Source organism: Bradyrhizobium sp. SZCCHNS3016, from assembly GCF_032484535.1.
In the GTDB taxonomy this organism is placed as follows: Bacteria; Pseudomonadota; Alphaproteobacteria; order Rhizobiales; family Xanthobacteraceae; genus Bradyrhizobium.
In genome coordinates this window covers 20,104-46,597 of record NZ_JAUETE010000029.1, presented here as the reverse complement: position 1 = coordinate 46,597, position 26,494 = coordinate 20,104, and the positions used below count along the sequence as shown (strand labels likewise).

Sequence of the window (26,494 nt, the reverse complement as noted above, 5' to 3'; positions counted from 1 at the left end):
GCGCGTCTCGCGCCAGCCTTGAGGCCGGCCGTTCGCCGGCCTACACAGCACAGTTGCTCTGCGGTGAGGCGGGATGCGGGGATACAATCATGAATTCCGAAAAAGCGCAAGTAAATTATTTTTATCAGAATCCGGGGACGGGCCGAGCATCGGTTTTCCTCGTGAAGAGCAGGCTCTTGCCGCGATGTCGGTCAGCTCCCCTCCCCGCAAGGGGGAGGGGAGCAGACTGCCGTCGTTGCGAGAGCGAGGCCAATGCCAAGCCCGTGTGCTCAGACCAGCGGAACGAGTTGGCTGAAGCACACGGGACGATCTTGTCCGCCTATCCCCCGACATCCGCGCTGATGATGTCGCCGAACAGGTCCCATTTGCCGCCCTTGAACTGCATCATCTTGAGCTGCTCGATCGGGGCGAAGTCGTTGGGGCCGGTATTGACCTTGATGCCCGGGATCAGGGTATCCGGCGCAAAATCCTTCAGGCTGGCGGCCTGCTTCATGACGTTGTCGCGGGTGAGAGTGTCGCCGCACTGCTTCAGGGTCTGCACCATGGTCTGGGCCGCGGCATAGCCATAGGCGAGGTTGGCGTCGGAGATGTTGGCGCCCGGCATGTACTTGTCGATGAAGACCATGAACTTCTTCATGCCCTCGTCGTCCTTCCACTGCGGGTCCGACGGATCCTTGAGATAGCCGGCGGACAGCACGCCCTCGGACGCCTCGAGGCCGGCCGGCTTCATCACCGCGCCGATCGAGATCGAGACGTCGGTCATCAGATGCATCGGCTTCCATTCCAGCTCGGCGATCTTCTTGATCGCCTGCGCGGCGAATTTCGGCGTTGAGATGTTGACGAACACGTCGGCGCCGGTGCCCTTGAGCTTGACGATGTGGGAGTCGATCGACGGCTCGGTGGTCTCGTAGCTCTCCTCGGCGACGATCATGGTCTTGGCCTTGTCGCCGAGCACCTCCTTGATGCCGAGGACGTAGTCCTTGCCGAAATCGTCATTGGCATAAAAGATCGCGATCTTCGCGTTCGGCTTCTCCTTGAGGATGTACTTGGCGAAGATCCGCGCCTCGACGCGGTAGCTCGGCTGAAAGCCCATGGTCCAGGGGAATTCCTTCGGGTCGTTCCATTTGCTTGCGCCGGTGGCCAGGAACAGCTGCGGCACCTTCTTGGCGTTGTGATATTTCTGCACGGCGGTCTGGGTCGGCGTGCCCAGCGCGTTGAACACCAGGAACACCTCGTCGCTCTCGATCAGCTTGCGCACCTGCTCGACCGTCTTCGGCGGGCTGTAGCCGTCGTCATAGGAAATGAAGTTGATCCGGCGGCCGTTGATGCCGCCCTGATCGTTGATCATCTTGAAGTAGGCTTCCTCGGTCTTGCCGATGATGCCGTAGGCCGAGGCTGGGCCGCTATAGGCCTCGACGTTGCCGATCCTGATTTCGGTGTCGGTGGCGCCGGTGTCGTATTTCTTCTGCGCAAGCGCGCTCTGGCTCGCCAGTACGGAAAGGGCGGCTGCGGCCGCGAATGAGAGCAGAGTCCTGGTCGTCATCGGCAACATCCCTGGGCTTCCTCGATTGAATTTTCGTGATTGTCGTTTTTGCTCTTGGCCTGCGGCGATGGTGGCCATGGGAGGCCGCTCACCGCAATCGAGTGGGCAGATGTGTGCAATGCACTGTCTTGCGTCCAGGCGCTGGCCTTGGGAACCTGGCGGAGGCCGATCGGGCGCGCCGCAGGTGATTTTGCCGGCCAGCCACTCCACGCAAGTTGATACGGGCGTTTCCGGCGCATCTTCTCCCGCGCACGAAGCAGGATCCTCCCGGCGCCGCCATGACCAAGAGCCCGTTCTACACGGCCGAGCACGAGGCCTTCCACGACGTCATCAGGCGGTTCGTCGACAAGGAGATCGCGCCGTTCGCGAGCACGTGGGACGAGGCCGGCGAATTTCCGCGCGCGCTGTATCTGAAGGCGGCGGAGATCGGCCTGCTTGGGCTCGGCTTCCCGGAGGAGTTCGGCGGCGTGCCGGCCGACCAGTTCATGAAGATCGTGTCGTCGCAGGAACTGGCGCGTGCGGGTGCCGGCGGCATCAGCGCCAGCCTGATGAGCCATACGATCGGCGCGCCGCCGATCGCGCGCGCTGCGCGGCCGCAGGTGAGGGCGCGCGTGCTGCCGGAGATTCTGGCTGGGCGCAAGATCTCGGCGCTGGCGATCACCGAGCCGAGCGGTGGCTCTGACGTTGCCAATCTCAGGACCAGGGCCGTCCGCGACGGCGATCACTATGTCGTCAGCGGCGAGAAGACATTCATCACCTCCGGGATGCGGGCCGACTACATCACGGTCGCGGTGCGGACCGGCGGACCGGGGCCGGCGGGCGTCAGTCTGCTGCTCGTGCCGGGCGACACGCCGGGGCTGACGCGCACCAAGCTCGACAAGATGGGCTGGTGGGCGTCGGACACCGCGACCCTGCATTTCGACGGCTGCCGCGTGCCCGTCGAGAACCTGATCGGCGAGGAGGGGCAGGGCTTCAAGCTGATCATGCACAATTTCAACAGCGAGCGGATGGGCATGGCGGCGAGCTGCACGGCCTACGCCCGTGTCTGCCTCGACGATGCGATTGCCTACGCCAAGGAGCGCCAGACCTTCGGCAAGCCGCTCGCGCAGCACCAGGTCATCCGCCACAAGCTGGTCGACATGGCGCAGCGCGTGGCGGCATCGCAGGCGATGCTGGAAATGCTGGCGTGGCGGCTCGAACAGGGCGACAATCCGGTCGCCGAGATCTGCATGATGAAGAACCAGGCGACGCAGACGATGGCCTACTGCGCTTCCGAAGCGGTGCAGATCTTCGGCGGCGCCGGCTTCATGCGCGGCATCCGGGTCGAGCGGATCTATCGCGAGGTGAAGGTCAACGCCATCGGCGGCGGCACCGAGGAGATCATGAAGGATCTGGCCAGCCGGCAGATGGGATTGTGAAAAGCCTCGCGCCATTGTCGATGCTTTGCAGAGGATCCCGATGCGGCCGTCCTTCGAGACGCCCGCCTGCGGCGGGCTCCTCAGGACGAGGACTGCATGCGCGGCCAAATCCAACACCCTCATGGTGAGGAGCGCCGCACGCGGCGCGTCTCGAACCATGAGGCCCCGGTGCCGATCGAGGACACTGGCCTCGCCCAGGAATAACGAGAGGGACAAGAATGCTCTTCACCGCCGACCACGACGAACCGCGCCGCATCCTGCAGAAATTCATCGCTGCCGAGATCAATCCCCATGTCGACGAATGGGAGGAGGCCGGCATCTTTCCGGCGCATGAGCTGTTCAAGAAGCTCGGTGACCTCGGCTTTCTCGGCCTCAACAAGCCGGTCGAGTTCGGCGGCCAGGGGCTGGATTATTCCTACGCGCTGATGATGGCGGAAGAGCTCGGCGCCATCAATTGTGGCGCCATCCCGATGGCGATCGGCGTGCAGACCGACATGGCGACGCCGGCGCTGGCGCGGTTCGGCTCCGACGAGGTGCGCAAGGAGTTTCTGGCGCCCGCGATCTCAGGCGACTACGTCGCCTGCATCGGCGTCTCTGAGCCCGGCGCGGGCTCCGACGTCGCCTCGATCAAGACCCAGGCGCGCGGCGATGGCGACGACTACGTCATCAATGGCGGCAAGATGTGGATCACCAACGGCACCCAGGCCGACTTCATCTGCCTGCTCGCCAACACCAGCGACGGACCTGTCCATCGCAACAAGTCGCTGATCTGCGTGCCGATGAAGAGCAAGGGCGTGCAGGTCGCGCGCAAGCTCGACAAGATGGGCATGCGCTCGTCGGATACCGCGCAGATCTTCTTCGACAATGTCCGGGTGCCCAAGCGCAACCGCATCGGCGAGGAGGGGCAGGGTTTTACTTATCAGATGATGCAGTTCCAGGAGGAGCGGCTGTGGGCCGGGGCGGCCTGCCTGAAGGCGCATGAAGCGATCATCAATGCGACCATCGAGTACACGCGCAACCGCAAGGCGTTCGGCCGCTCGATCCTCGACAATCAGGTCGTCCACTTCAAGCTCGCGGAAATGCAGACCGAGGTCGAGCTGCTGCGCGCGCTGACCTATCAGGCCGCGGAAGCGCTGATCGCCGGCGAGGACGTGACGCGGCTCGCGACCATGGTGAAGCTCAAGACCGGCCGGCTCGGCCGCGAGCTCACTGACGCCTGCCTGCAATATTGGGGCGGCATGGGCTTCATGAACGAGACCCCGGTCAGCCGCGCCTATCGCGATTCGCGCCTGAGCTCGATCGGCGGCGGCGCCGACGAGGTGATGCTGACCATCCTGTGCAAGATGATGGGGACCTTGCCAGGCAGCGGCAAAGCGGGGAACGCCTGATGATCACGCTGTATCATTGCGACGGCGCCCGCTCGTTTCGCCCGTTGTGGATGCTGGAAGAGCTTCGACTTAACTACGAGTTGAAGATGCTGCCGTTCCCGCCGCGGGTGCTGGCGAAGGAGTATCTGGCGATCAATCCGCTCGGTACGATCCCGTTCATGATCGACGGCGAGACGAAGATGACGGAGTCCTCGGGCATCTGCCATTACCTCGGCGTCAAGCACGGTCCCACGCCGCTGATGGTCGGACCCGACGAGAAGGACTACGGCGCATTCCTGAACTGGATGTATTTCTCCGACGCGACGCTGACGTTCCCGCAGACGCTGGTATTGCGATACACTCAGCTCGAGCCGGAGGAGCGGCGCTCGCCGCAGGTCGCCACCGATTATGCCAAGTGGTTCCTGGGACGGCTGCGCGCCGTGGAGGCAGCGACCGCGAATGCCGAGTTCTTGTGCGCGGGTCGTTTCACCGCGGCCGACATCGTGATCGGCTATGCGCTGCGGCTTGCGGACACGCTCGGGCTCGGCACGGATTTTGGGCCGAATGTGGCTGCTTACTGGGCGCGTCTGCAGCAGCGTGAAGGCTACGGCCGCGCGCGTGCGGCCGAGCAGCGCGCCGGGATCGAGCAGGGCATCAAGCCGCGGGTCAGGCCGTAGCTTTGGGCACGTCATTCCGGGTTCGCGCTCGCGCGCGCCCCGGAATGACGATCATTTCGAATCGGTGAGTTAACCGCGACAAAAATCGGCAGTCGTCGCCGATGACAGCGGCGCGAATTGCGCTATGGTTCTCCTCCAAAGAAGCGGCCGACAGAGCCGCGCCTCAGGAGGAATGCCATGGATGTGACCCGCCGGGACTCCGGCCATCTCATGCTGATCACGCCCGAGCGCGTCTTCTACGCCGGGCTGCTCGGCCGTCCCCGCCAGCGCTGCTCGGGCGCGTTCCATATCTACGTCGCGCTCACCGGCAGCCTGCGGCTGATTCCCGATGGCGGCGAGGAGCGTTGCGGCGAGCTGCTGGTCGTGCCGCCCAACAGGCCGCACACCATCGAGAGCGACTATCGCACCGTCATCGTCGTGACGATCGAGCCGGAGAGCGTGCCGATTGGCACCCTCGACCGCTTCGCCAACCGCGTCGCCCGCGAGGCCGAGGCCTTCGCCTGCCGCATCCGCGCCGCCTATGAGGAGCTGGTGCAGCGGCCGCTCAGCGGCGACGTCACCAGCGCAGTGTTCGACCGGCTGTGCTTCGGCGAGGTGCTGCCGCAGCGGACGCTCGATCCGCGCGTGGTCAAGGCGATCGGTCTGATCAGCCGCTTCTCCGGCGAGCCGTCCACGGCCGAGAGCTGCGCCGCCGCCGTCGGCCTGTCGACGTCGCGCTTCCTGCATCTGTTCAAGGAGGAGACCGACATCTCCTTCCGTTCGTTCCGGGCCTGGAAGCGCGCGCGGCATCTGCTCAACTACGCCAACCAGGACCTCAACCTCGCCCATCTCGCGCAGGACATCGGCTATCCGGATTCCACGCATTTCAGCCATTCGATCCGCCGGTTCTACGGGCTGAAGCCGCGCGCGATCTTCTCCGGCTCGCGCGATCTCGCGATTTACCGCGCCGGCGAGGCGGCCTTGACCTGATCTTTCCTGGCTGCGTGCCGCGCGAGCGCGGCGCGCAGTGGGAACTTCGACAGTTCGAGCATGATCAGCGTGGTCAGCGCGGCTGCTGCGGTCAGCGCGAGATCGTCGGCATGCAGCGGTCCGAACCGGAACAGCGCCGCGGCGGCGGGCAGCGTCAGACTTGTTGCGAGCACGGCGACGACGAAGCCGATCACCAGCAGCAGCATGCGGTTCGGCCGCAGCAGCGCCTCGCGCAGCGAGCTCGAGAACGAGCGGTTGACGAAGATCAGGCTGACGATCACCGACACCAGGGTGAAGAACACCAGCGCGCGGAGCTCGTCGTCCGGCATGCCGTTGCGGTGTGCCAGCAGCAGCACGCCGCCGGTGGCGAGCAGCGCCAGGAGGCCCTGCAGCGCCCCCCACATCACCAGCGCGCGCGGCAGCAGCGGCTCCTGCGGATCGCGCGGCCGCCGCCGCATGATGTCGCTCTCCTCGGTCTCGGCCTCGAACACCAGCGAACAGACGGGATCGATGATCATCTCGAGAAAGGCGATGTGCACGGGCCCGAGCAGCAGCGGCAGGCCGGTGACGAGCGGCAGCAGCGCCAGTCCGGCGATCGGAAAGTGCACGGCAAGGATGAAGCTCATCGCCTTGCGCAGATTGTCGTAGATGCGCCGGCCGAGCCGGATCGCCTTGACGATCGAGCCGAAATCATCGTCGAGCAGCACGATCGCCGAGGCCTCGCGCGCGACGTCGGTGCCGCGGCCGCCCATCGCGATGCCGATATGCGCCGCCTTGAGCGACGGCGCATCGTTGACGCCGTCGCCGGTCATCGCGACGATCTCGCCGTCCGCCTTGAGCGCGGTGACGATGCGCAGCTTCTGCTCCGGCATGATGCGCGCGAACGCCGTCGGCACGCGCGCCGCAAGCGCCAGGGCGTCGTCGTCGAGATCGGCAAGCTCGGGGCCCGCGATGACGCGCTCGGGATCGATCCCGGCCTGCCGCGCAATGGCGGTGGCCGTCGCGGGATAGTCGCCGGTGATCATGATGACGCGGACGCCGGCGGAGCGGCACTCGGCGACGGCATCCTTCACCTCCGGACGCAGCGGGTCGGCGAAGCCGACGAGACCGCGGAATGAGAACGCGAAGTCCTGCTGTATGTCGGGGAGCGCCTCGCCGCTCCAGCTCGCGTGGGCGACGCCGAGCACGCGCAGGCCCTCGGCGGCAAGCGTCTCGACGCGCGCCTGCAGCGCCGCCAGCTCGCCGCCGTCGACGCCGCAGAGCGATGCGATCGCTTCCGGCGCACCCTTGGCCGCCACGGCGCCGGCGCCGTCGCGCGACCAGACGTTGGTCATCGCCAGCAGGTCGGGGCGCAAGCCGTAGCGTCGCTGCAACGTGGCGCCTGCGGTGGCGTCGGCGCCGAGCGCGTGCAGCGCCTTCTCCATCGGATCATGCGACTGCGGGTCGCAGGCGAGCACGGCGGTGGCGACGAGATCGCGGAAGGGCGGCGCGACGGCATCCGGCGTCGCCGTCGCAGGCTGCAGCGCGCTGCCGTCCGGCAGCACCAGCCGGGCCACCATCATGCGGTTCTGCGTCAGGGTGCCGGTCTTGTCGGTGCACAGCACGGTGGCGGCGCCCAGCGATTCGATCGCCGAAGCGCGCCGCGTCAGCACGCGCGCCTGCGAGATGCGCCAGGCGCCCATCGCCAGGAACACCGTCAGCACCACCGGGAATTCCTCGGGGAGCATCGACATGCCCAGCGCGATGCCGGCGAGGATTCCCTCCAGCCAGCCGCCGCGATACACCGCATAGAGCACGACAGTGACCGCGACCACGATGCCGCCGGCGATGGCGAACGCCAGCACCAGCCGTCGCGTCTGCTGCCGCAGCCGCGGCGTCTCGGTCTCCAGGGCGGTCACCGACTGGCCGATCCTGCCGATCGCCGTGTGTGACCCCGTCGCCGTCACCTCGGCAATGCCGCCGCCGCGGACGACGAGACTGCTGGAGAACACGAATGGCTGGTCGTCGCCGCCGGCCGCCGCGGCGGGCGTGTCGATCGGCTCGGCCGGGGCGGGGCGCTTGCGCACCGGCACGGATTCGCCTGTCAGCAGCGATTCATCTGTCAGCAGATCGTCGCACTCCCGCAGCACCGCATCGGCCGCGACGCGATCGCCCTCGGCGAGCACGATGAGATCGCCGCGCACCACCTCGCGGCCGGCGATGCGGATGCGCTCGCCGTCGCGGATCACCAGGGCGCGCGGGCTGGAGAGGTCGCGCAGCGATTCCAGCACGCGCTCGGTCCGTGCCTCCTGCACGATGGTGATGAAGACGGAGGCCGAGGCGAACACGCCGAGCAGCATCGCTTCCGCCGCGTCGCCCAGCGCGAGATAGATGCCCGCGCCGGCGAGCAGCAGAAGCAGCATCGGCTCCCTCAGCACATCGGCGACGAGGCGCAGGATCGAGCGTTTGCCGGTCTGCGGTAGCTCGTTGAATCCCTCCGCCGTCAGACGCCGTGCCGCCTCGGCCGCGCTCAGGCCGTTCGGAAATGTCGGCGCCGGTTGTGTGTCGATCGGCATTGCACGCCCCGTGACCAGAAACATGGGAACCAGTTAGCGCCGATCCCGTCCGGGCGCTTGATGCAGAGCAATAGCGGGTTGCGCGGCCTCCAACCAGCGAGTCAACGCAAGCAGATCAGGCGGAGACACCGTCATATACGGGCCGGATCAGCACAGCGCCGCTTGCGCGAAGCCATCGAACGAGTGCCATGAGCGACAAAGCCGTCATCACCTGCGCGCTGAACGGCGTGCTCACCGATCCCAGGCAGCATCATGTGCCGGTCACGCCCGAGGAGATGGCGCGCGAGGCGCGGCGCGCCTATGACGCTGGTGCTGCGATCATGCACATCCATCTGCGCCAGCAGGCGCCGGGCAAGGGGCATCTGCCGTCCTGGGACGTCAGCGTCTCCCGCGAGATCCAGCAGGCGATCCGCGAGGCCTGTCCCGGCGTGATCATCAACCACACCTCGGGCGTGTCGGGACCGAACTATCAAGGTGCGCTCGACTGCATCCGGCAGACCCGGCCGGAGATCGCGGCCTGCAATGCCGGCTCGCTGAACTATCTCAAGGTCAAGGCCGACAACAACTGGGCCTGGCCGCCGATGATGTTCGACAACTCGGTCGAGAAGATCCAGGACTATCTCGCCGCGATGAAGGACGCGCACACGATCCCGGAATTCGAATGCTTCGACGTCGGCATCGTGCGCTGTGTCGCGATGTATCGCCAGACCGGCATGTATGGCGGTCCGCTGGAGTACAATTTCGTGATGGGCGTTGCCTCCGGCATGCCGGCTGATCCCGAGCTGCTGCCGATCCTGCTCAAGCTGAAGCTGCTGGAAGCGCACTGGCAGGTCACGGCAATCGGCCGCGCCGAGATCTGGCCGCTGCACCAGCGCTGCGCCGAACTCGGCGGCCATCTCCGCACCGGGCTGGAGGACACGTTCTATCTCGGCGACGGCACCAAGGTGACCTCGAACGGCCAATTGATCGAGGCGATCGCGGCGTGCGCGCGGCGCGCGGGCCGCGAGATCGCAAGTCCCGCCGAGGCCCGGCAGATATTTGGCACGGTGAATTGACGCGGCATACGCCGTCATTGCGAGCGCAGCGACGCAATCCAGAGTTCTGTACGACGCCCTGGATTGCTTCGTCGCCTTCGGCTCCTCGCAATGACGTGGATGGGGAGGGAACAGACCAATGACCAATCTCGATGCCACCGGCGGCGTGTCCGGTCCCGGCCGCATCGGCCGGGTCGCGATCGGCGATCTCCTGAAGCGCGCGGCGCGCCGCTTTCCCGAGCGGGTGGCGATCACCGATGGCGCCCGTCAGGTGACGTTCACCGAGCTGGAGCGCGATGCCAACCGGTTTGCGAACTATCTCGCCGCCAAGGGGCTGAAGCCGGGCGAAAAGATCTCGACCGTCTGCAACAACTCGATTGAGTTCGTCAAAGCGCTGTTCGGCATCCATCGCGCGGGTCTCGTCTGGGTGCCGATCAATACGATGCTCGGGCCCGCCGACATGGATTACATCCTCGGCCATGCCGAGGTCCGCTTCGCGCTCATCGATGACAATTTGTTTGCGCAGCCGGAGCGGCGGGCGGCGCTGGAACAGCGCGGCGTCGAGCTGATCGCCGTCGATCTCACCGGGACGGCGAAGGCCGCGGGGCTTGCCGGCTTCAACGAGCTCATCCAGGGGCATTCGGATGTCGAGCCCGAGATCGAGATCAACGATCGCGATCTTGCGATGATTATCTACACCTCGGGCACGACGTCGCGGCCGAAGGGCGCGATGCATTGTCACCTCGCCGTGGTGATGGCCGTGATGAGCAACTGCATCGAGATGCAGCTCTCGCGCGACGACGGCATCACCGGGCAATTTCCGCTGTTCCACTGCGCCGGCCATGTGCTGCTGCTCAGCTATCTCTCGGTCGGCGGCCGCATGGCGCTGATGCGCGGCTTCGACCCGGTCGCCTGCATGGAGGCGATCGTGCGCGACCGCCTCACCGTGTTCGTCGGCCTGCCGCTGATGTACCAGGCAATCCTTGATCATCCGCGCCGCAAGGAGTTCGACCTCTCCCACTTGCGGACTTGCCTCTACACAATGGCGCCGATGGGCCGGCCGCTGCTGGAGCGCGCCATCAGGGAGCTGTGCCCGAACTTCGTGCTGACCAGCGGCCAGACCGAGATGTATCCGGCGACGACGATGTCGCGTCCCGAGGTGCAGCTCAATCGTTTCGGCAATTACTGGGGCGAGTCGCTGTTCGTCAACGAGACCGCGATCATGGACGATGCCGGCAACCTGCTGCCGCCGGGCGAGATCGGCGAGCTCGTGCATCGCGGGCCCAACGTGATGCTGGGCTACTACAAGGATCCCAAATCGACCGAGGATGCGCGAAAGTTCGGCTGGCATCACACCGGCGATCTCGCGGTCATCGACAAGGGCGAGGTGCTGTTCCTCGATCGCAAGAAGGACATGATCAAGTCGGGCGGCGAGAACGTCGCCTCGGTCAAGATCGAGGAGACCCTGCTGGCGCATCCGGCGGTGCAGAATGCCGCCGTCGTCGGCCTGCCGCATCCGCAATGGGGTGAGGCGGTCTCGGCCTTCGTCAAGCTCAAGCCCGGCGCGCAGGCCAGTGAGACCGAGCTGCTCGAGCACTGCCGCAAGTCGCTTGGCGGCTTCCAGGTGCCGAAGCTGGTGCGGGTGCTCGAGGAGATGCCGATGACCGCCACCGGCAAGCTGCGCAAGGTCGAGCTGCGCCAGGCCTATGGCGATCATTTCGTGGCGAACAGCGCGTGAGGGTTGATCCTCGAGATTCCGGGTTCGCTCCCGCGCAGCAAGATGGCCCGTCCATCTTGCTGCGCATTCGCGTCCCGGAATGACGAAAGCATGAACTGATGGCCACCATCGACAACACCATCTCTCCCTCCGGCGCCGCCTTCCAGGCCAATCGTGACGGCATGCTCGGCCTGATCGCGCGGATGCGCGATCTCGAGGCGCGCACGCGCAATGCCTCTGCGGCGGCAAAGGAGCGCTTCCATCAGCGCGGCCAGTTGTTGCCGCGCGAGCGCGTCGCCTTGGTGCTCGATCCCGGCGCGCCGTTCCTGGAGCTGTCGACGCTTGCCGGCTACATGTTCGATACGCCGGACCCGGCCAAGAGCGTGCCGGGCGGCGGCGTCGTCGCCGGCATCGGCTTCGTGTCCGGCGTGCGCTGCATGGTCTCGGCGAATGACGCGGGCATCGATGCCGGAGCGCTGCAGCCTTACGGCCTCGACAAGACCCTGCGCGTGCAGGAGCTGGCGCTGGAGAACAAGCTGCCCTACGTGCAACTGGTCGAGAGTGCCGGCGCCAACCTGCTGCGCTACCGCGTCGAGGACTTCGTGCGGGGCGGCAACATCTTTCGCAACCTGGCGCGGCTGTCGGCGGCGGGTCTTCCCGTCGTCACAGTGACGCATGGGTCGTCGACCGCGGGTGGCGCCTATCAGACCGGATTGTCCGACTACATCGTGATGGTCCGCGGCCGCACCCGCGCCTTCCTCGCCGGCCCGCCGCTGCTGAAGGCCGCGACCGGCGAGATCGCCACCGAGGAGGAGCTCGGCGGCGCCGAGATGCACACCGCGATCTCCGGGCTCGGCGACTATCTCGCCGAGGACGACCGCGATGCCCTGCGTATCGCGCGCGAGATCATGGGCAAGCTGAACTGGGATCGGCCATCGCACGAGTCGTCACCGGCGAAGCCGCCGCGCTACGACCAGGAGGAGCTGCTCGGCATCATGCCGCTCGACCACAAGCGCCCCGTCGACATGCGCCAGGTCATCGCGCGGATCGTCGACGACAGCGACTTCGTCGAAATGGCACCAAACTACGGGCCTGCGACGGTGTGCGGCCATGCCCGCATCGAGGGCCAGGCGATCGGCATCGTCACCAACAACGGCCCGCTGGATCCGGCCGGCGCCAACAAAGCGACGCACTTCATCCAGTCCTGCTGCCAGACCCGAACGCCGATTCTCTATCTCAACAACACCACCGGCTACATGGTCGGCCGCGCCTATGAGGAGGCCGGCATGATCAAGCACGGCTCCAAGATGATCCAGGCGGTGACCTCGGCCAGCGTGCCGCAGATCACGATCTATTGCGGGGCCTCGTTCGGGGCGGGCAACTACGGCATGTGCGGCCGTGGATTCCACCCGCGCTTCTGCTTCTCCTGGCCCAACGCCAAGACCGCCGTGATGGGTGGCGAGCAGGCGGCGGAGACGATGGCGATCGTGACCGAAGCGGCGGCGGCGCGCCGCGGCAAGCCGGTGGAGCGCGAGAAGCTCGACGCCATGAAGGCGCAGATCATCGGCGTGTTCGACAGCCAGATGGACGTGTTCGCGACCTCGGCGCGCGTGCTCGACGACGGCGTGATCGATCCGCGTGACACCCGAGCGGTGCTCACGGAAGTGCTGGCGATCTGCCGCGAGGCGGAGGCGCGCGAGCCGCAGCGCATGCAGTTCTCGGTGGCGCGGCCATGAGCGAAGAGATGGGTGCAATGACGCGCAGGCCTTTCCACAAGGTGCTGATCGCCAACCGCGGTGAGATCAGCTTGCGGATCATGCGCACCGCGCGCCGGCTCGGCCACGGCGTGGTCGCGGTCTATTCGGACGCCGATTCCGATGCGCCGCATGTGCGGCTCGCCGATCAGGCCGTCCGCATCGGCGCGCCGCCGCCCGCACAGTCCTATCTCAACATCGCAGCGATCATCGCCGCCGCAAAGGCGACTGGCGCGGATGCCGTGCATCCCGGTTATGGCTTTCTCGCCGAGAACGAGGATTTTGCGCAAGCGTGCAAGGAGGCCGGTCTGGTGTTCATCGGGCCATCGCCCGAGGCGATCAAGGCGATGGGCAACAAGGCCGGCGCCAAGGTGATCATGAGTTGCGCCGGCGTGCCCTGCGTTCCCGGCTATCAGGGCGAGGACCAGGGCGACGACGCGATGCTGCGCGAGGCGCGCCGCATTGGTTTCCCGGTAATGATCAAGGCCGTCGCCGGTGGCGGCGGCCGCGGCATGCGGCTCGTGACGGATGCGGACGCCTTTCCCGACTTGCTGCGCAGCGCCCGCTCGGAAGCGGCGACGGCGTTCGGCGACGGCACCGTCATCCTCGAGAAGGCGATCGCCAATCCGCGCCACATCGAGATCCAGGTATTCGGCGATAGCCACGGCAATGCCGTCCATCTCGGTGAGCGCGACTGCTCGGTACAGCGGCGGCATCAGAAGCTGATCGAGGAGGCGCCGTCTCCGGCGGTCGGGCCGGAGCTGCGCGCGCGCATGGGCGCCGTGGCGGTGCAGGCGGTGAAGGCGCTCGGCTATGAGGGCGCCGGCACGCTGGAGTTCCTGCTCGATGCCGACGGCCAGTTCTACTTCATGGAGATGAACACGCGGCTGCAGGTCGAGCATCCCGTGACGGAGGCGCCGACCGGTCTCGATCTCGTCGAATGGCAATTGCGCGTCGCCGCCGGCGAGCCTCTGCCGTTGCGCCAGGACCAGATCAGCTTCTCGGGTCATGCGATCGAGGTGCGGCTGTGCTCCGAGGATGCCGCGCACGACTTCATGCCGCAATCGGGGCGGATGGCGCTGTGGCAGATGCCGGGGATGGTCCGGGTCGAGCATGCGCTGGAGTCCGGCGCGGAGATCCCGCCCCACTACGATTCGATGATCGCCAAGCTGATCAGCCATGCTGCGACTCGTGAGGAGGCGCGCGCAAGGCTGATCGCCGGATTGGAGCAGGCCGTTGCTTTGGGCGTCCCGACCAACCGGGCCTTCCTGATTTCATGCCTGCGGCATCCGGCCTTCGCCGCGGGCAAGGCAACCACCGCATTCATCGCAGCGCATCGTGACGAGTTGCGTGCGCCAGCCGTCGATGCGGCAGACCTCGCGCTGGTCGCGCTGCTGCTCTCCGTCAGCCATCCGCTCGCACATCCCGTCCGCCGCGGCCGCTCGCTCGCGGCCGCCTTCGCGACGCCGCTCCGGTTCGAGATTGCCGGCGAGGTGGCCGAGTGCGAGCTACTGCGCGAGCGTGACGGAAGCTATCGCGTGACGCGTGGTGATGCAGAGCATCGCTTCGAGATCGTATCGCTCACTGATGACACGATCCGCGTTCATCACGCCGAGATCGTCGAGAGCGCGCGCTTCGTCCGTGACGATGATCGGCTGTTCGTCCAGCATCGCGGTCAGACGCTGGCAGTGCGCGATCTGACGTTGGCGAGGCCGCAATCCTCGGCCGCCACCGGAGGTGATGGCAAGGTCCGTGCGGCCCTGAACGGTCGCGTGGTCGCGGTGCTGGTGAAGCCGGGCGACAGCGTGGCTGTGGGACAGCCGGTGGTGACGCTCGAGGCGATGAAGATGGAGCACGTTCATACTGCTGGCATCGCCGGAACGGTGACCGCGATCGAGGTCGCCGAGGGCGACCAGGTGACGACGGGGCGGATCGTGGTGGAGATCGCGGGCTGATCGTCGCGCAAGTGGGCGTGAGTTAGCTCGAGCATGCTGCACCTCCCTCCCGCTTACGGGGCGGGGGTCCGCGCGCGCTGAACTCTGTTGTATGCGACTTCGATATTCTCACGGAGGCATCGCTTCGCGACATGCAGCGTCCCGCCGCTGCATTCTGCAACACTCAAAGGAGGCGGTTCGCCGGTTGCGCAGATCATCGTCGACATCGTCCACGGTGGGAGCGCTGATCACGTGGAGCGCGACTCGTGGACCCCCACCCCCGACCCCTCCTCGCAAGGGGGAGGGGAGTGCATCGCTGTCGAGGCGAGGGGGCAATTCTGCCACCAAAGACGTGAGATCAACTGCGCTGTTTCAAGGGCGCGGTGCCGACCCCTAATCCTTCAAACGGCAACAACGCCGATCGTGGCTCTGTTGCGCGGCCGACGCGCGCCTCACGGATGCAATTGCCGCCTCAGCGCCGCGACCAGCCGTGACGTCTGGAACGGCTTCGACAGCAGCGGTGCCGTGGCGAATTCTTCCGGGCATTGATCGACGGAATAGCCGGTGACGGCGACGAAGGGCACGCCGGCCGCGGCCAAAGCGCGCGCGATCGGCGCCGATGTTTCCCGCCCGAGATTGACGTCGAGCACGGCAAGATCGCAGTGATTCCGCTCGAGCAGATGGAGGGCTTTGTGCACGGTCGGCGCCACGCCGACCACCGTGAATCCGGCGGCTTCGAGCTCGACCGCGAGGTCGAAGCCGATCAGGGGATCGTCCTCGACGATCAGGAGGTGAGTCTTCTCACTGGCGCGCATGATGACGGTCGCGGCTGAGGCGTTGCAGGGGGCACCTCAGGTGCCAGCGCAGTCCGGTCGGCAGGAACTGGACCTCGACCGATCCATCCAGGCCAGCGCGCACCAGGTCGGAAATCACCCGGCTGCCGAAGCCGGTGTGCTCGGGCGGCGCGACCTCAGGTCCGCCGCTTTCGACCCAGGTCATGTCGAAGCTGTCGTCGATGCGCGTCCAGCGGACCGCGATCCGTCCGTCGTGGTTCGACAGCGCACCATATTTGGCGGCGTTGGTGGCGAGCTCGTGGACCGCCATGCCGATCGACTGCGCGGCCTCTGGCGTCAGCTCGATCGGCGGTCCGTCGATCGCGATGCGGTCGCCGATCAAGTCGCTGAACGCCCCGAGCTGCGAGCGCACCAGGCCGCCGAGTGGAATGAAACGCCAATCGTTCTGAATCAGGAGATCCTGATTGCTCGCGATCGCCTGCAGGCGCTCCAGAAAGCGGTTGAGGTCGAGCTGCCGGCCGTGACGGGTCATCTGCCGGGCGATCGCCTGCACCAGCGACAGCAGGTTCTTGCTGCGGTGGTTCACCTCGGCCAGCAAGGTGCGCAACTGCTCCCTTGTCTGGCGCTTGTCGGTGATGTCACGCACGATCTTGGAGGCGCCGATGATCCGGCCGCTCGAATCCCGGACCGGCGAGACCGTGACCGACACGTCGATGAGCGCACCATCCTTGCGCAGGCGGATAGTCTCGAAATTGTCGATGATCGCGCCGGATAGGACGGTGGCGAGGATCCGGTCCTCCTCGGCCTGGCGCTCCTGCGGGATGATCGTGCGGATCGAGCGGTTGATCATCTCGCCTTCCGAGAAGCCGAAGATCCGTTCGGCGCTCTTGTTCCAGCTGGTGATCGTGCCGTCCAGCGTCTTGCTGACGACGCCGTCCGAGGACGAGGCGACGATGGCCGCGAGCATCGCCGCCGCACGCTCGGCCTTCTTCGACAGCGTGACGTCGCGGATGATGCCGGAGATGCCGACGATCCCGCCGGTTCTGCTGCGGATCGGTGAAAACGTGATGGAGACCTCGATCGGGCGTCCCTGCTTGGTCAGCCGGACGGTCTCGAAGCTCTCGATCGCTTCGCCCGCGTTGATCCTGGCGCGCAAGGCGCTCGCTTCTTCCGCCAGCTCGGGGGGAACGATCTCGGAGACGGATCTGCCGATCATTTCAGCCGCGGTGAACCCCAGCATCCGCTCGCTGGCCGAGTTCCAACTGCGGATGACGCCGTCGGCGGTGGTGCTGACAATGGCGTCGGCCGAGGACTCCACGATCGCCGCCAGATAGGCCGTGTCGTCGTCGGTCGCGCGTGGGGCGGGGGAGGCGCCGGGCATTCCGTGCACGTCGCAGGCTCCTTGCTAACAGGTCGGCAGAGAAGACGCCGTGCACCAGATTACCAACTTGTTTGTGTGCAAATGCAAGGGCTATCTCGATCGCTGCTTGTTGTTGGTCTTCCCGGCAACGAGGACAGGGCGATCTGCCGTCAGCAGACCCGTTTGGGGCCATGCGACGTGCTCCAGCTCACGACGGCGAACACACAGAACGCAGGCTTGAGCGTTTCGTTCCGGAGATCTTGCTAAATTGGCCGGCGAAGGTGCCGTATCATCGGGCGCCAGGGCCCACGCTTGCGTCCGGACGCCGCCGACCACGGGGCGGCGGCGCAATCCAAAGGCGAATTTATCCGCAACTACTTCCTAAGGCTGAGGATATAGCCTGCCAGGTCGGTCGCATCGTTCGCACTGAGCGGATTGTTGGCCATCGTCGCGTGGGGAAGCAGGAGGAACTTGACCAGCATGTCCTTCGTCACTCCGTCCCTGGCCGCGATGGCGACAAACGGCCGGGCGCGGCGGAACTTGGTCGGCTCGGTGGCCACCGCATGGCAGGCGGCGCACCAGCGCTCGGCGAGCTGGCGGCCGTGGTCGAGATCCTCGGCGGCCGCCGAGGCGGAGAGCAGGACCAGCAGCAGCAGTGATGGTACGGAGGCACGTCGCACGCCCGGCTCTCCTCACAGCGGCTGGTCGTCGTCGGTCGACGGCTGGTCCTGCAGCGAGACGATGTCACCGCCGCCGAACTCGTCCTCCGGCGGCGGATAGACCCACATGTGGTCGCGCACGTTCCTGACGCCCTGGACGCTCTTGGCCGCCACGATCGCCGTGGCCCGCTCCTTCTCGTTGCGCACCGCGCCCGTGAGATGCGCGATGCCGTTGCGGACGACGACGTTGAAGCGGCAATGCTTGCAGGCGGCCTGGTCGAGCGAATCGAGAATGGCGCTGCGGATCCCGTCATCGTCGGGGGTGGGGCCTGGAACGGCAGTGGCGAGGTCGGCCACGGTTTGCAGGAAATCCGTGTGTGTCACCACGCCGGCCAGCCGGTCGCCACTCATCACAGGGAGACGCTTGATGTTGCGCTTCTCCATGATCTCGGCGATCTCCGCCAGGCTGGCATCGGCGCTGACCGTGACTGGAGGCTGGCTCATGATGTCGCCGACCGTACGGCCGTGGGAATGGACGAAGTCGGCGCCGATGCGGCCGCGGCCGACCAGGAGGTCGAGCCAGCGGCCTTGCCTGCGTTCGGTGCCGAGCTCGGCGCGGCGCAGGAAATCACCGTCCGTGACCATGCCGACGAGCGTGCCGGACGCGTCGACCACCGGCAGCCCGCCGATGTGGTTGCGCAGCATGATCCGCGCCGCCTCGGCCACCGGGGTTCCGGGCGTCACCGCGATCACGGATCTGGTCATGATTTGATGAGCGCGCATGTCGTCGTCTCGTGCTGCGATCGCAATCGGCGAAGAATAGCTGCGCGGCATCGCGCGCGCTTGACCAGGATCAATCCGAGGTCGTGCCGCCCTACACGATCCTAGAAGTCTTGTTGCCCCAATAGCGGTCGCGCAGCAGACGCTTGTAGAGCTTGCCGGTCGGCAGCCGCGGCAGCTCCTTCTCGAAATCGATCGAGCGCGGCACCTTCTGTCGCGACAGCGATTGCCGGCAGAACGCGATCAGCTCCTCTTCCAGCTCAGGCCCAGGCATGATGCCCGACATCGGCTGGACCACCGCCTTCACCTCCTCGCCGAGATCGGAATTGGGCACGCCGAACACGGCGGCATCGGCGACCTTCGGATGCGTGATCAGCAGGTTCTCGCATTCCTGCGGATAGATGTTCACGCCGCCGGAGATGATCATGAAGGTGGCGCGATCGGTGAGATAGAGATAGCCGTCGGCATCGACATAGCCGACGTCGCCGACCGTGCTCATCGTGCCGTCGGCCGAGCGTGCCTCCTTGGTGCGCTCGGGGTCGTTGAAATACTCGAATGGCGATCCGGTCTTGAACCACACCGTGCCGGCCGTTCCGGTCGGGCACGGCTGCATGTTCTCATCGAGGATGTGCAGGTCGCCGAACAGCACCTTGCCGACGGTGCCGCGATGCGCGAGCCATTCCGCGCTGTCGCAGGCGGTGAAGCCGAGGCCTTCGGTGGCGCCGTAATATTCGTGGATGATCGGCCCCCACCATTTGATCATGTCCTCCTTGACCTGTGCCGGGCACGGCGCGGCGGCATGGATCGCGACTTCGAGCGAGGAGAGGTCATAGCGCGTGCGGATCTGTTCCGGCAGTTTCAGCATGCGCGAGAACATCGTCGGTACCAATTGCGTATGCGTGATGCCCCATTGCTCGACCAGTTGCAGGTAGCGCTCGGGGTCGAACGTCTCCATGATGATGGCGGTGCCGCCGACGCGGATGGTGAGGTTGACCGCGGCCTGCGGTGCGGAGTGATAGAGCGGCGCCGGCGACAGATAGATCATGCCTTCGCGATAGCGCCACAGCTTCTCCAGGAAATCGAAGATCGGCAGCTGCTGCACCGGCGGCTGCTCGGGCAGCGGCCGCAGGATGCCCTTCGGCCGGCCCGTGGTGCCCGAGGAATACAGCATCGCGGTGCCGACGCATTCGTCGGCAATCGGCGTCGCCGGCAGGCCGGCGGTGGCCTCCGCGAGGCCGACGATCCGCTCGCTCTCGCCTGCGCCATCGGCGACGATGCAGAGCTCGATGTCGGACGCCTCCTTCAGCGCCTCGCGCGCGACGTCGAGCTTGGCGAGGGAGGTGATCAGAAGCCGCGACCGGCTGTTGTTGAGGATGTAGGCCAGCTCGCCGGGCGTGAGGTAGGAGTTCACGCAGGTGAAGTAGAGCCCGGAGCGCTCGCCTGCGCCGCACGCTTCCAGATAGCGGCTGTTGTTCTCCATGAAGATCGAATAGTGGTCGAGCCGCTTCAGGCCGCGCTGGCGGAACAGATGCGCCAGCCGGTTGCTGCGCGCCTCCAGCTCGCGATAGGTCACGGCCTCGCCGGTCGAGGCCATGATGAAGGCGGGCTGCAATGGGCGCAGCCGGGCGTGCTTGCCGGTGTACATGTGTCCTCCCTTCCGACGCCGGCCGGAGGTACGGTGGTGGAGGGCCACAGGGCAAACGTCACGCCGACGATGTTCTCGTCGCGCCCTCGGGCCGTTTCCTTCCGCGCGTACCATCCTTACGGGACGGTTGTCGTTTGCCGGCCCAATCTAGCGGGCAGGTTCCGGGCTCTCAACCGGCCTCTCAGCCCATTGGCTGAGGAGGGAAGGGATGGGCGCGGCCGAGGTTCTGGCATAACATGGTCAGGCATTCCAACGGATGACGTCTCAAAGCCAAGAAACTCCGGGAGAGATCATATGAAATCGGGCTTGCTGGCTGTTGCTGCCGTCGGTGCGCTGCTCGTGGCGGCGCCGGCGTCGGCACAGGTCAAGATCGGCATCCTCAACGACCAGTCCGGCGTCTACGCGGACTATGGCGGCAAGTACTCCGTCGAGGCCGCCAGGATGGCGATCGAGGATTTCGGCGGCGAGGTGCTGGGGCAGAAGGTCGAGCTGGTCACCGCCGACCACCAGAACAAGCCGGACCTCGCTTCGTCGATCGCGCGGCGCTGGTACGATACCGAGGGGGTCGACATGATCACGGAGCTGACGACCTCGTCGGTCGCGCTCGCCATCCAGGATCTGTCGAAGGAAAAGAAGAAGATCGACATCGTCGTCGGTGCCGCGACCTCGCGCATATCAGGCGATGCCTGCACGCCCTACGGCTTCCACTGGGCCTATGATACCCGCGCGCTCGCGGTCGGCACCGGCGGTGCGCTGGTCGAGTCCGGCGGCGATACCTGGTTCTTCATGACCGCGGACTACGCCTTCGGCTATGCGCTGGAGAAGGACACCAGCGACATCGTGACGTCGAAGGGTGGCAAGGTGCTGGGCTCGGTGCGCATCCCGCTCAACTCGTCGGACTTCTCGTCCTTCCTGCTGCAGGCGCAGAGCTCGAAGGCGAAGATCATCGGGCTCGCCAATGCGGGCCTCGACACCACCAACTCGATCAAGCAGGCGGCCGAGTTCGGCATCGTCAAGGGCGGCCAGAAGCTCGCCGGCCTGCTGATGACCTTGTCGGAGGTGCACGGCCTCGGGCTGGAGGCGGCGCAGGGCCTGATCCTCACCGAAGGCTTCTACTGGGATCGCGACGACAAGTCTCGCGCCTTCAGCGAGCGCTTCATGAAGCGGACCGGCCGGATGCCGAGCATGATCCACGCCGGCACCTATTCCGCGACATTGTCCTATCTGAAGGCCGTCAAGGCCGCCGGAACCAAGGACTCCGATGCGGTCGCGGCCAAGCTGAAGGAGCTGCCGGTCGACGACGCCTTCGCGCAAGGCAAGGTGCTCGCCAACGGCCGCATGGTCCACGACATGTACCTGTTCGAGGTCAAGAAGCCGTCGGAGTCGAAGAAGCCGTGGGACTACTACAAGCAGCTCGCCACGGTGCCCGGCGACAAGGCGTTCTTCACCGCCAAGGAGAGCGGCTGCCCGCTGACGAAGTGATCGCGCGCCAGAACATTGGTGCCGCCCCGGCGAAAGCCGGGGCCCATACCGCGTGATCTCTCAACGAGGCAGGGCTGCACGTCGACCCGTCGCGCAACAAACATCCGTCGGTGGCTATGGGTCCCTGCGTTCGCAGGGACGACAGCGGCGGACTGGGCGGTCAGCCGTGCAGCATGCGCCAGAGGATGGCGATGAGCGAACCGACCAGCAGGACCGAGCCTGCCAGGGCCTGCACGCCAAAACCGGGGCCGCGCTTCTCGGCGGCCCTGGCGTAGGACACCATGTACATCCCGCGCCCGGCGATCCAGACTAGGCCGATCAGTGCGGCGATGACATCGCTGACATAGATCGCGAACAGCCACAGTGCCGGCAGGAAGATCGGCAGCCATTCCAGCGTATTCATCTGCACGCGGAAGGTGCGCTCGAAATCGGCATTGCCGGTGGTCGCGGGCGCCTTCACGCCGAACCTGGCGCGCGCCTGCGCGACGCGGACGGCCATGTAGAAGTAGAGCATGAGCGCGAGCGCGGTGACGAGTGCGGTGAAGTGATACATGCGCGGTTCCCCCTGATGACGGCTTGTTAATATCCGGTCAGTTCGAGATAGCCCACCCCGGTGTGGCTGCCCTTGAAGCTGATCGGCCCTTCCCAATAGGGCACGCGCGTGCCCATCCAGGCGTTTGGATTGAGCGCTGCGGTGTCGATGGCGATGCCGAGCGCTGATATCTCGACACGCCAGCCGACCGGCAGCCTGCGCTCGCCGATCGCAACCGTCTCTGTCGGCGTCATGACGATGCCCCCGGGGCCGAGCGCATGCGAGGCGCCGTCAGCCGTGATCCAGGTTCCCGACGTGTAGTCGCCATTGCCCTGCCGCATCCGGTACAGCATCAGCTTCTCGCCGCCGGAGAAATGCAGCGCGAACCAGTCCCAGCCGCTCTGGTCGGAAGCCAGCGGCTGGCTGCTCCATTCGCGGTCGAGCCAGGCCAGCCCTGAGACCTCGACTGGTTGATCGTCGAAGCTGATGCGGCCTCGGGCGCGGTAGAACGGCTGGCTGTAGTAGTACGACGCCTGGCCGCGCTCCGATTTGCGGCTGTAGCCGCCGATGCCCTGCAGCACCACCGGCCGGTCCGCCTCCAGATGCAGTGCGTAGGAGAAGTCCGGCCCGACGGCGCTCATGTCCAGGGGCGCCAGCACTCGATCGTCGGTCGTCGCGGTGCCGCGCAATTGCCAGTCGTCGATCCACGCCTGGAACGGCTTGGCCTCGACGCCGGACTGGCCGACGCCGCCGCGCGCGAATTTCTCGGACGAGCGGTGACTGTCGGTACGCGTCACCGCGGCATGCGCCATCCAGAGCTGCTGATTGTCGAAACCTTCGCCCTGCGGTCCCGGCCGGGCCGCCGAGCGGAACAGGGTCCATTGCAGGCCATAGGCCTTGCCGCTGGAATCGACGAGGTTGGCGGTGACGTACCACCATTCGATTCGGAAATCGTCGTGCGGCCCGTGATCCGCAGGGAAGCTGAACTCTCGTCCGGGCGTCACCGGCGCAAAGCCGTCGGCGCTATCGCTCAGTCCCGCAAAGCCCTGCGCGCGCGCGAGGCGGGGCAGCGCCAGCAGGCCGAGCCCGCCGATCAGCATGCGTCGCGAAATGGTCGCTCTAGCGCTCAATGGTGAAGGTCCTGACGAGATCGGCCGGCTGCATCCGCGCCAGCCGCAGCACCGGCAGCAGCGAGGCGATCAGCGCCGCGATGAGCGTGACGAGCAAGAGCCGAATGAGCTGCAGCGGAAACACGTCGAACGGCAGCCGCCAGCCGAATGCCTTGACGTTGACGATCGCAATCAGGCACCACGCCACCACAAGCCCGAGCGGCAGCGCCAGCAGCGCGGTGAGGCCGGCAAGCGACAGCGTCTTCAACAGCTCGACCTCGGCGAGCCGCCGCCGCGTCAGCCCGATTGCCCATAAGGGTGCGAGCTGCGGCAGCCGCGAGTTCGCCAAGGTCAGCAGGCTGGTCAGCAGCGCGATCGCGGCGACGCCGAGCGTGAAGGTGTTGAGCGCGCCGGTCACCGCAAAGGTGCGGTTGAAGATCTGTTTCGATTCCTGCTTCACGGTGGCCTGGTCGACGACGTTGCGACCATCGAGGCCGAACTTGTTGGTGAGCCCCGTGATCAGCCCCGGCACGTCGGCAGCCGCCGCGCGCACGGCCATGCGCGTCATGGGCGTCGCCGGGAAGCGGCGTGTCAGCGCGGCGACGTTGACCGTGACCTGCCCCTTGGGATTGCCGTAGTCGGCATAGATGCCGGCGACGGTGATGCGCCAATCGCCGCCGGGCGCGGGAAGGTCCAGGCTGTCGCCAACGGATAGATTGAGCCGCCGCGCCAGCTGCTCGCTGACGAAGCCGGCGTCGCCACGCACCAACTGCTTCCACGCGTTGTCGACGGCCTGCAGCAGCGGCCAGTGGTCGCGATAGGTGTCGTGATCGGGCAGGCCGAGAATGTCGATCGGCGCGCCCGCCAACTGCGTTTCGGCGCGTCCGCCCGGCAGCACGGCCTGGACATCGGGCCGCGCGCGCAGCCAGGTCTGGATGTCGCGCGCCTGGGCTTCATCCGCGGCGCTGATGTAGACGTCGGCGGCGAGCCGGCCGTCGAGCCAGACCAGGAAGGTGCGGCTGAAGGTCTCGACCATCGTGGCGACGCCGACATTGACGGCGAGCGCGAGCAGCAGCGCCATCAGCGCCAGCGACAGGCCCGAGATCTGCTGGCGGCTGTCGGCCCAGAACCACTGCGCCAGCGCCGCGCGCGCGCCGCGCTCGCCGAGCCGCAGCACCAGCTCCAGGATCGCGGGCAGCAGCAGCGCCGCGCCGAGCATCATCGCCGCGAGCACGCCGAAGCCAGCCAGCAGCGACTGCCCGAGCCACAGCAGCAGGCCGGCGGCAACGAAGAAGGCGAGCGCGACCGCGCTCTGCAATCGCAGCCAGCGCCGCTGCGCCTCCTGCCACGCATAGGGCTGCGCGGTGGAGAGGATCGGCAGCCGCATCGATTTGATCAGGCTGGTCGTCGCGGCAGCGAGCGCGCCGGCGATGCTGATGATGAGACCCGCAAACCACCATTCCGGCTGCAGGCTGAGCTCGCCCGGCACCTGCGCGCCATACAGCCCGCGCAGCGACGCTGCCACGTTCGGCAACAGCGCCGCAGCGATGAAATAGCCGCACACCAGCCCGACCAGGCCGGCCGCCAATGCGAAGGCGATGAGCTCGCCGATCAGCACGCCATTGAGCTGGCGCGCCGACACGCCGCAGGCGCGCAAGGTCCGCAGCACCGGCAGCCGCTGCTCGAAGGCAAGCCCGATCGCGGAGTTGACGATGAAGAGGCCGACGACGAAGGACAGCAGGCCGAAGGCGGTGAGGTTGAGGTGGAAGCTGTCGGTCAGCCGCTCCAGGTCGGTCTCGGCCTCCGGCTGCACGAGCTGCAGCCGGCCGTCCGCCAACGACTGCAATGGCTGTCGCTGGCCTTGCGTCTTGCCGACCAGCAGCCGCGAAATCTGGCCGGGCTTGCCGAGCAGCCGCTGCGCGTCGCTGATATCGACCACGAGCACGCCGGGTGCGAGCTGCTGCTGCGCCATCAAAGGCGGCAGCATGGCGTCGTTGCTGAGCCGCGGCATCACGCCGTCTTTGAGTCCGAGATCGGCCAGTGTCTCCGGCGAGATCAGCGTGCGATGCGGCGGTGTCAGAAACGCCTCGAGCTCGCTGCGGCCGACCATCGGCGCTTCGCCGACCTCCCTGGGAATGCTGAACGGCTCGATGCCGAGCAGTCTGATCGAGCGGCCGTCGATCTGCACGCGGCCTTCGAGCACCGGCGACACCGGCCAGCCGGCGCGGCGCAATTCCGCGAACACGCTCTGCGGCAGCACCTTGCCGTCGGTCGCGACCAGCATCGGCGTGCGCGCGCCGCCGAAGATCGCGGCGGCGCGGTCATAGGAGCTGCGCGCCTGCTGGTTCAGCGCCTGCACGCCGCTCCACAGCGCTGTCGCCGAGATCAGCCCGATCAGCAGGGTCGCGAGCTGCATCGGATGCCGCCGCCAGTGGCTGAGCAGCACCGCCAGAATCCAGAGCGCGCGTCTCATGCGACGCGTCCGGCATGCAGATGCACATGGCGGTCGAGCATCGCGGCGAGCCTGCTGCTGTGCGTTACCATCAGGAAGCCGCAGCCGGTGCGCGCGACGAGGTCGCGCGTCAGCGCCATCACCTCGTCGGCGGTATCCTCGTCGAGATTGCCGGTCGGCTCGTCCGCGAGCAGCAGGACCGGCTTGATCGCCAGCGCGCGGCCGATCGCGACGCGCTGCTGTTGTCCGCCCGACAATTGCTCCGGATAGCGCTTGAGCAGCGACTTCAGCCCGAGCCGCTCGACAAGCTCGATGTGCCACGCCGGGTCATGTCGACCGGCCAGCCGCGCCTGGAAACTGAGATTGTCCTGAACCGACAGGCTCGGCACCAGATTGAACTGCTGGAACACGAGGCCGAGCCGCTCGCGCCGGACCGCCGCGCGTCCGGCATCGTCGAGCGCCCCGACCGAAGCGCCGTCGAGCAGGATGTCGCCGCCGTCGGCGGCATCGAGCCCGGCGATGAGATGCAGCAGCGTGCTCTTGCCGGAGCCGGATTCACCGGTCAGCGCGACGCGCTCGCCGGAGGAGACGTCGAGGTCGACGCCACGCAGGACGTGGATCGGCTCGCCGCCGGATCGATAGGACTTGGTGAGATGACGGACGCTGAGCACGAGCATGATCGGGGTTGTTGCGTCACAACATAACAAGGGCCA

20 protein-coding genes are annotated in these 26,494 nt (G+C 66.6%); 9 read left to right on the top strand and 11 right to left on the bottom strand.

What is annotated here, in order from left to right; genetic code table 11:
• Positions 1 to 319: 319 nt before the first annotated feature.
• Entirely contained in the window at positions 320 to 1,552 is a 1,233-nt protein-coding gene (locus tag QW881_RS31965) for an ABC transporter substrate-binding protein (RefSeq protein ID WP_315759400.1), read from the bottom strand.
• Between the two features lie 269 nt (positions 1,553 to 1,821).
• On the opposite strand from QW881_RS31965, the gene QW881_RS31960 reads away from it, so the two are divergent.
• The 4 genes from QW881_RS31960 (at position 1,822) to QW881_RS31945 (ending at position 5,974) form a co-directional block, all read left to right on the top strand.
• Positions 1,822 to 2,961, top strand: a complete 1,140-nt coding sequence (locus tag QW881_RS31960) for an acyl-CoA dehydrogenase family protein (RefSeq protein ID WP_315759402.1) — start codon at positions 1,822 to 1,824, stop codon at positions 2,959 to 2,961.
• Positions 2,962 to 3,179: 218 nt separating this feature from the next.
• Positions 3,180 to 4,349, top strand: a complete 1,170-nt coding sequence (locus QW881_RS31955; RefSeq protein WP_315740590.1) for an acyl-CoA dehydrogenase family protein — start codon at positions 3,180 to 3,182, stop codon at positions 4,347 to 4,349.
• Entirely contained in the window at positions 4,349 to 5,005 is a 657-nt protein-coding gene (locus tag QW881_RS31950; RefSeq protein WP_315759403.1) for a glutathione S-transferase family protein, read from the top strand. The genes QW881_RS31955 and QW881_RS31950 overlap by 1 nt, the downstream gene beginning before the upstream one ends.
• Positions 5,006 to 5,182: 177 nt before the next feature.
• Positions 5,183 to 5,974, top strand: a complete 792-nt coding sequence (locus QW881_RS31945) for a helix-turn-helix domain-containing protein (RefSeq protein ID WP_315759405.1) — start codon at positions 5,183 to 5,185, stop codon at positions 5,972 to 5,974.
• Here QW881_RS31945 and QW881_RS31940 read toward each other — a convergent pair.
• Positions 5,944 to 8,529 carry a cation-translocating P-type ATPase gene (locus tag QW881_RS31940; protein ID WP_315759406.1) on the bottom strand — a complete coding sequence of 862 codons (2,586 nt, stop codon included), beginning with the start codon at positions 8,527 to 8,529 and terminating at the stop codon, positions 5,944 to 5,946. The genes QW881_RS31945 and QW881_RS31940 overlap by 31 nt on opposite strands.
• A 188-nt stretch (positions 8,530 to 8,717) precedes the next feature.
• On the opposite strand from QW881_RS31940, the gene QW881_RS31935 reads away from it, so the two are divergent.
• The 4 genes from QW881_RS31935 (at position 8,718) to QW881_RS31920 (ending at position 14,989) form a co-directional block, all read left to right on the top strand.
• A complete protein-coding gene (locus QW881_RS31935; RefSeq protein WP_315759407.1) occupies positions 8,718 to 9,584 on the top strand; it encodes a 3-keto-5-aminohexanoate cleavage protein in 867 nt (288 codons plus the stop codon).
• A gap of 118 nt (positions 9,585 to 9,702) precedes the next feature.
• Positions 9,703 to 11,301: an AMP-binding protein gene (locus QW881_RS31930; protein WP_315759409.1), complete on the top strand. Its 1,599-nt coding sequence runs from the start codon at positions 9,703 to 9,705 to the stop codon at positions 11,299 to 11,301.
• 98 nt (positions 11,302 to 11,399) lie between these two features.
• On the top strand, positions 11,400 to 13,016 hold the full coding sequence (locus QW881_RS31925; protein ID WP_315759410.1) for an acyl-CoA carboxylase subunit beta: 1,617 nt from the start codon (positions 11,400 to 11,402) through the stop codon (positions 13,014 to 13,016).
• 17 nt (positions 13,017 to 13,033) lie between these two features.
• Positions 13,034 to 14,989 (top strand): acetyl-CoA carboxylase biotin carboxylase subunit, encoded by a 1,956-nt coding sequence (locus tag QW881_RS31920; RefSeq protein ID WP_315759412.1) that lies wholly within the window; start codon positions 13,034 to 13,036, stop codon positions 14,987 to 14,989.
• A 431-nt stretch (positions 14,990 to 15,420) separates the two neighbouring features.
• Here the strand turns inward: QW881_RS31920 and QW881_RS31915 are convergent, their stop codons facing one another.
• The 5 genes from QW881_RS31915 to QW881_RS31895 all read right to left on the bottom strand — a co-directional run bounded on the left by QW881_RS31915 (position 15,421) and on the right by QW881_RS31895 (position 20,206).
• Positions 15,421 to 15,783 (bottom strand): response regulator, encoded by a 363-nt coding sequence (locus QW881_RS31915; protein ID WP_315740582.1) that lies wholly within the window; start codon positions 15,781 to 15,783, stop codon positions 15,421 to 15,423.
• Positions 15,770 to 17,152: a PAS domain S-box protein gene (locus QW881_RS31910; RefSeq protein WP_315759413.1), complete on the bottom strand. Its 1,383-nt coding sequence runs from the start codon at positions 17,150 to 17,152 to the stop codon at positions 15,770 to 15,772. Before QW881_RS31910 ends, QW881_RS31915 begins: the two co-directional genes overlap by 14 nt.
• A 344-nt stretch (positions 17,153 to 17,496) precedes the next feature.
• On the bottom strand, positions 17,497 to 17,802 hold the full coding sequence (locus tag QW881_RS31905; protein ID WP_315740580.1) for a cytochrome c: 306 nt from the start codon (positions 17,800 to 17,802) through the stop codon (positions 17,497 to 17,499).
• Between the two features lie 12 nt (positions 17,803 to 17,814).
• Positions 17,815 to 18,564: a CBS domain-containing protein gene (locus tag QW881_RS31900; protein WP_315759415.1), complete on the bottom strand. Its 750-nt coding sequence runs from the start codon at positions 18,562 to 18,564 to the stop codon at positions 17,815 to 17,817.
• Between the two features lie 91 nt (positions 18,565 to 18,655).
• Positions 18,656 to 20,206, bottom strand: a complete 1,551-nt coding sequence (locus tag QW881_RS31895; protein WP_315759416.1) for an AMP-binding protein — start codon at positions 20,204 to 20,206, stop codon at positions 18,656 to 18,658.
• 294 nt (positions 20,207 to 20,500) lie between these two features.
• Between QW881_RS31895 and QW881_RS31890 the strand changes: the two genes are divergently transcribed.
• On the top strand, positions 20,501 to 21,688 hold the full coding sequence (locus QW881_RS31890) for an ABC transporter substrate-binding protein (RefSeq protein WP_315759417.1): 1,188 nt from the start codon (positions 20,501 to 20,503) through the stop codon (positions 21,686 to 21,688).
• A gap of 160 nt (positions 21,689 to 21,848) precedes the next feature.
• On the opposite strand, the gene QW881_RS31885 is transcribed toward QW881_RS31890, so the two are convergent.
• Genes QW881_RS31885 through QW881_RS31870 form a run of 4 tightly spaced genes read right to left on the bottom strand, consistent with a single transcriptional unit; the run spans position 21,849 to position 26,458 of the window.
• A complete protein-coding gene (locus QW881_RS31885; RefSeq protein ID WP_315759418.1) occupies positions 21,849 to 22,241 on the bottom strand; it encodes an MAPEG family protein in 393 nt (130 codons plus the stop codon).
• A 26-nt stretch (positions 22,242 to 22,267) separates the two neighbouring features.
• The gene (locus QW881_RS31880; protein ID WP_315759419.1) at positions 22,268 to 23,350 is read right to left on the bottom strand and encodes a lipocalin-like domain-containing protein; all 1,083 of its coding nucleotides are present in this window, start codon (positions 23,348 to 23,350) and stop codon (positions 22,268 to 22,270) included.
• Positions 23,340 to 25,802: an ABC transporter permease gene (locus tag QW881_RS31875; protein WP_315759420.1), complete on the bottom strand. Its 2,463-nt coding sequence runs from the start codon at positions 25,800 to 25,802 to the stop codon at positions 23,340 to 23,342. Before QW881_RS31875 ends, QW881_RS31880 begins: the two co-directional genes overlap by 11 nt.
• A complete protein-coding gene (locus tag QW881_RS31870) occupies positions 25,799 to 26,458 on the bottom strand; it encodes an ABC transporter ATP-binding protein (protein WP_315759421.1) in 660 nt (219 codons plus the stop codon). Before QW881_RS31870 ends, QW881_RS31875 begins: the two co-directional genes overlap by 4 nt.
• Positions 26,459 to 26,494: the final 36 nt, after the last annotated feature.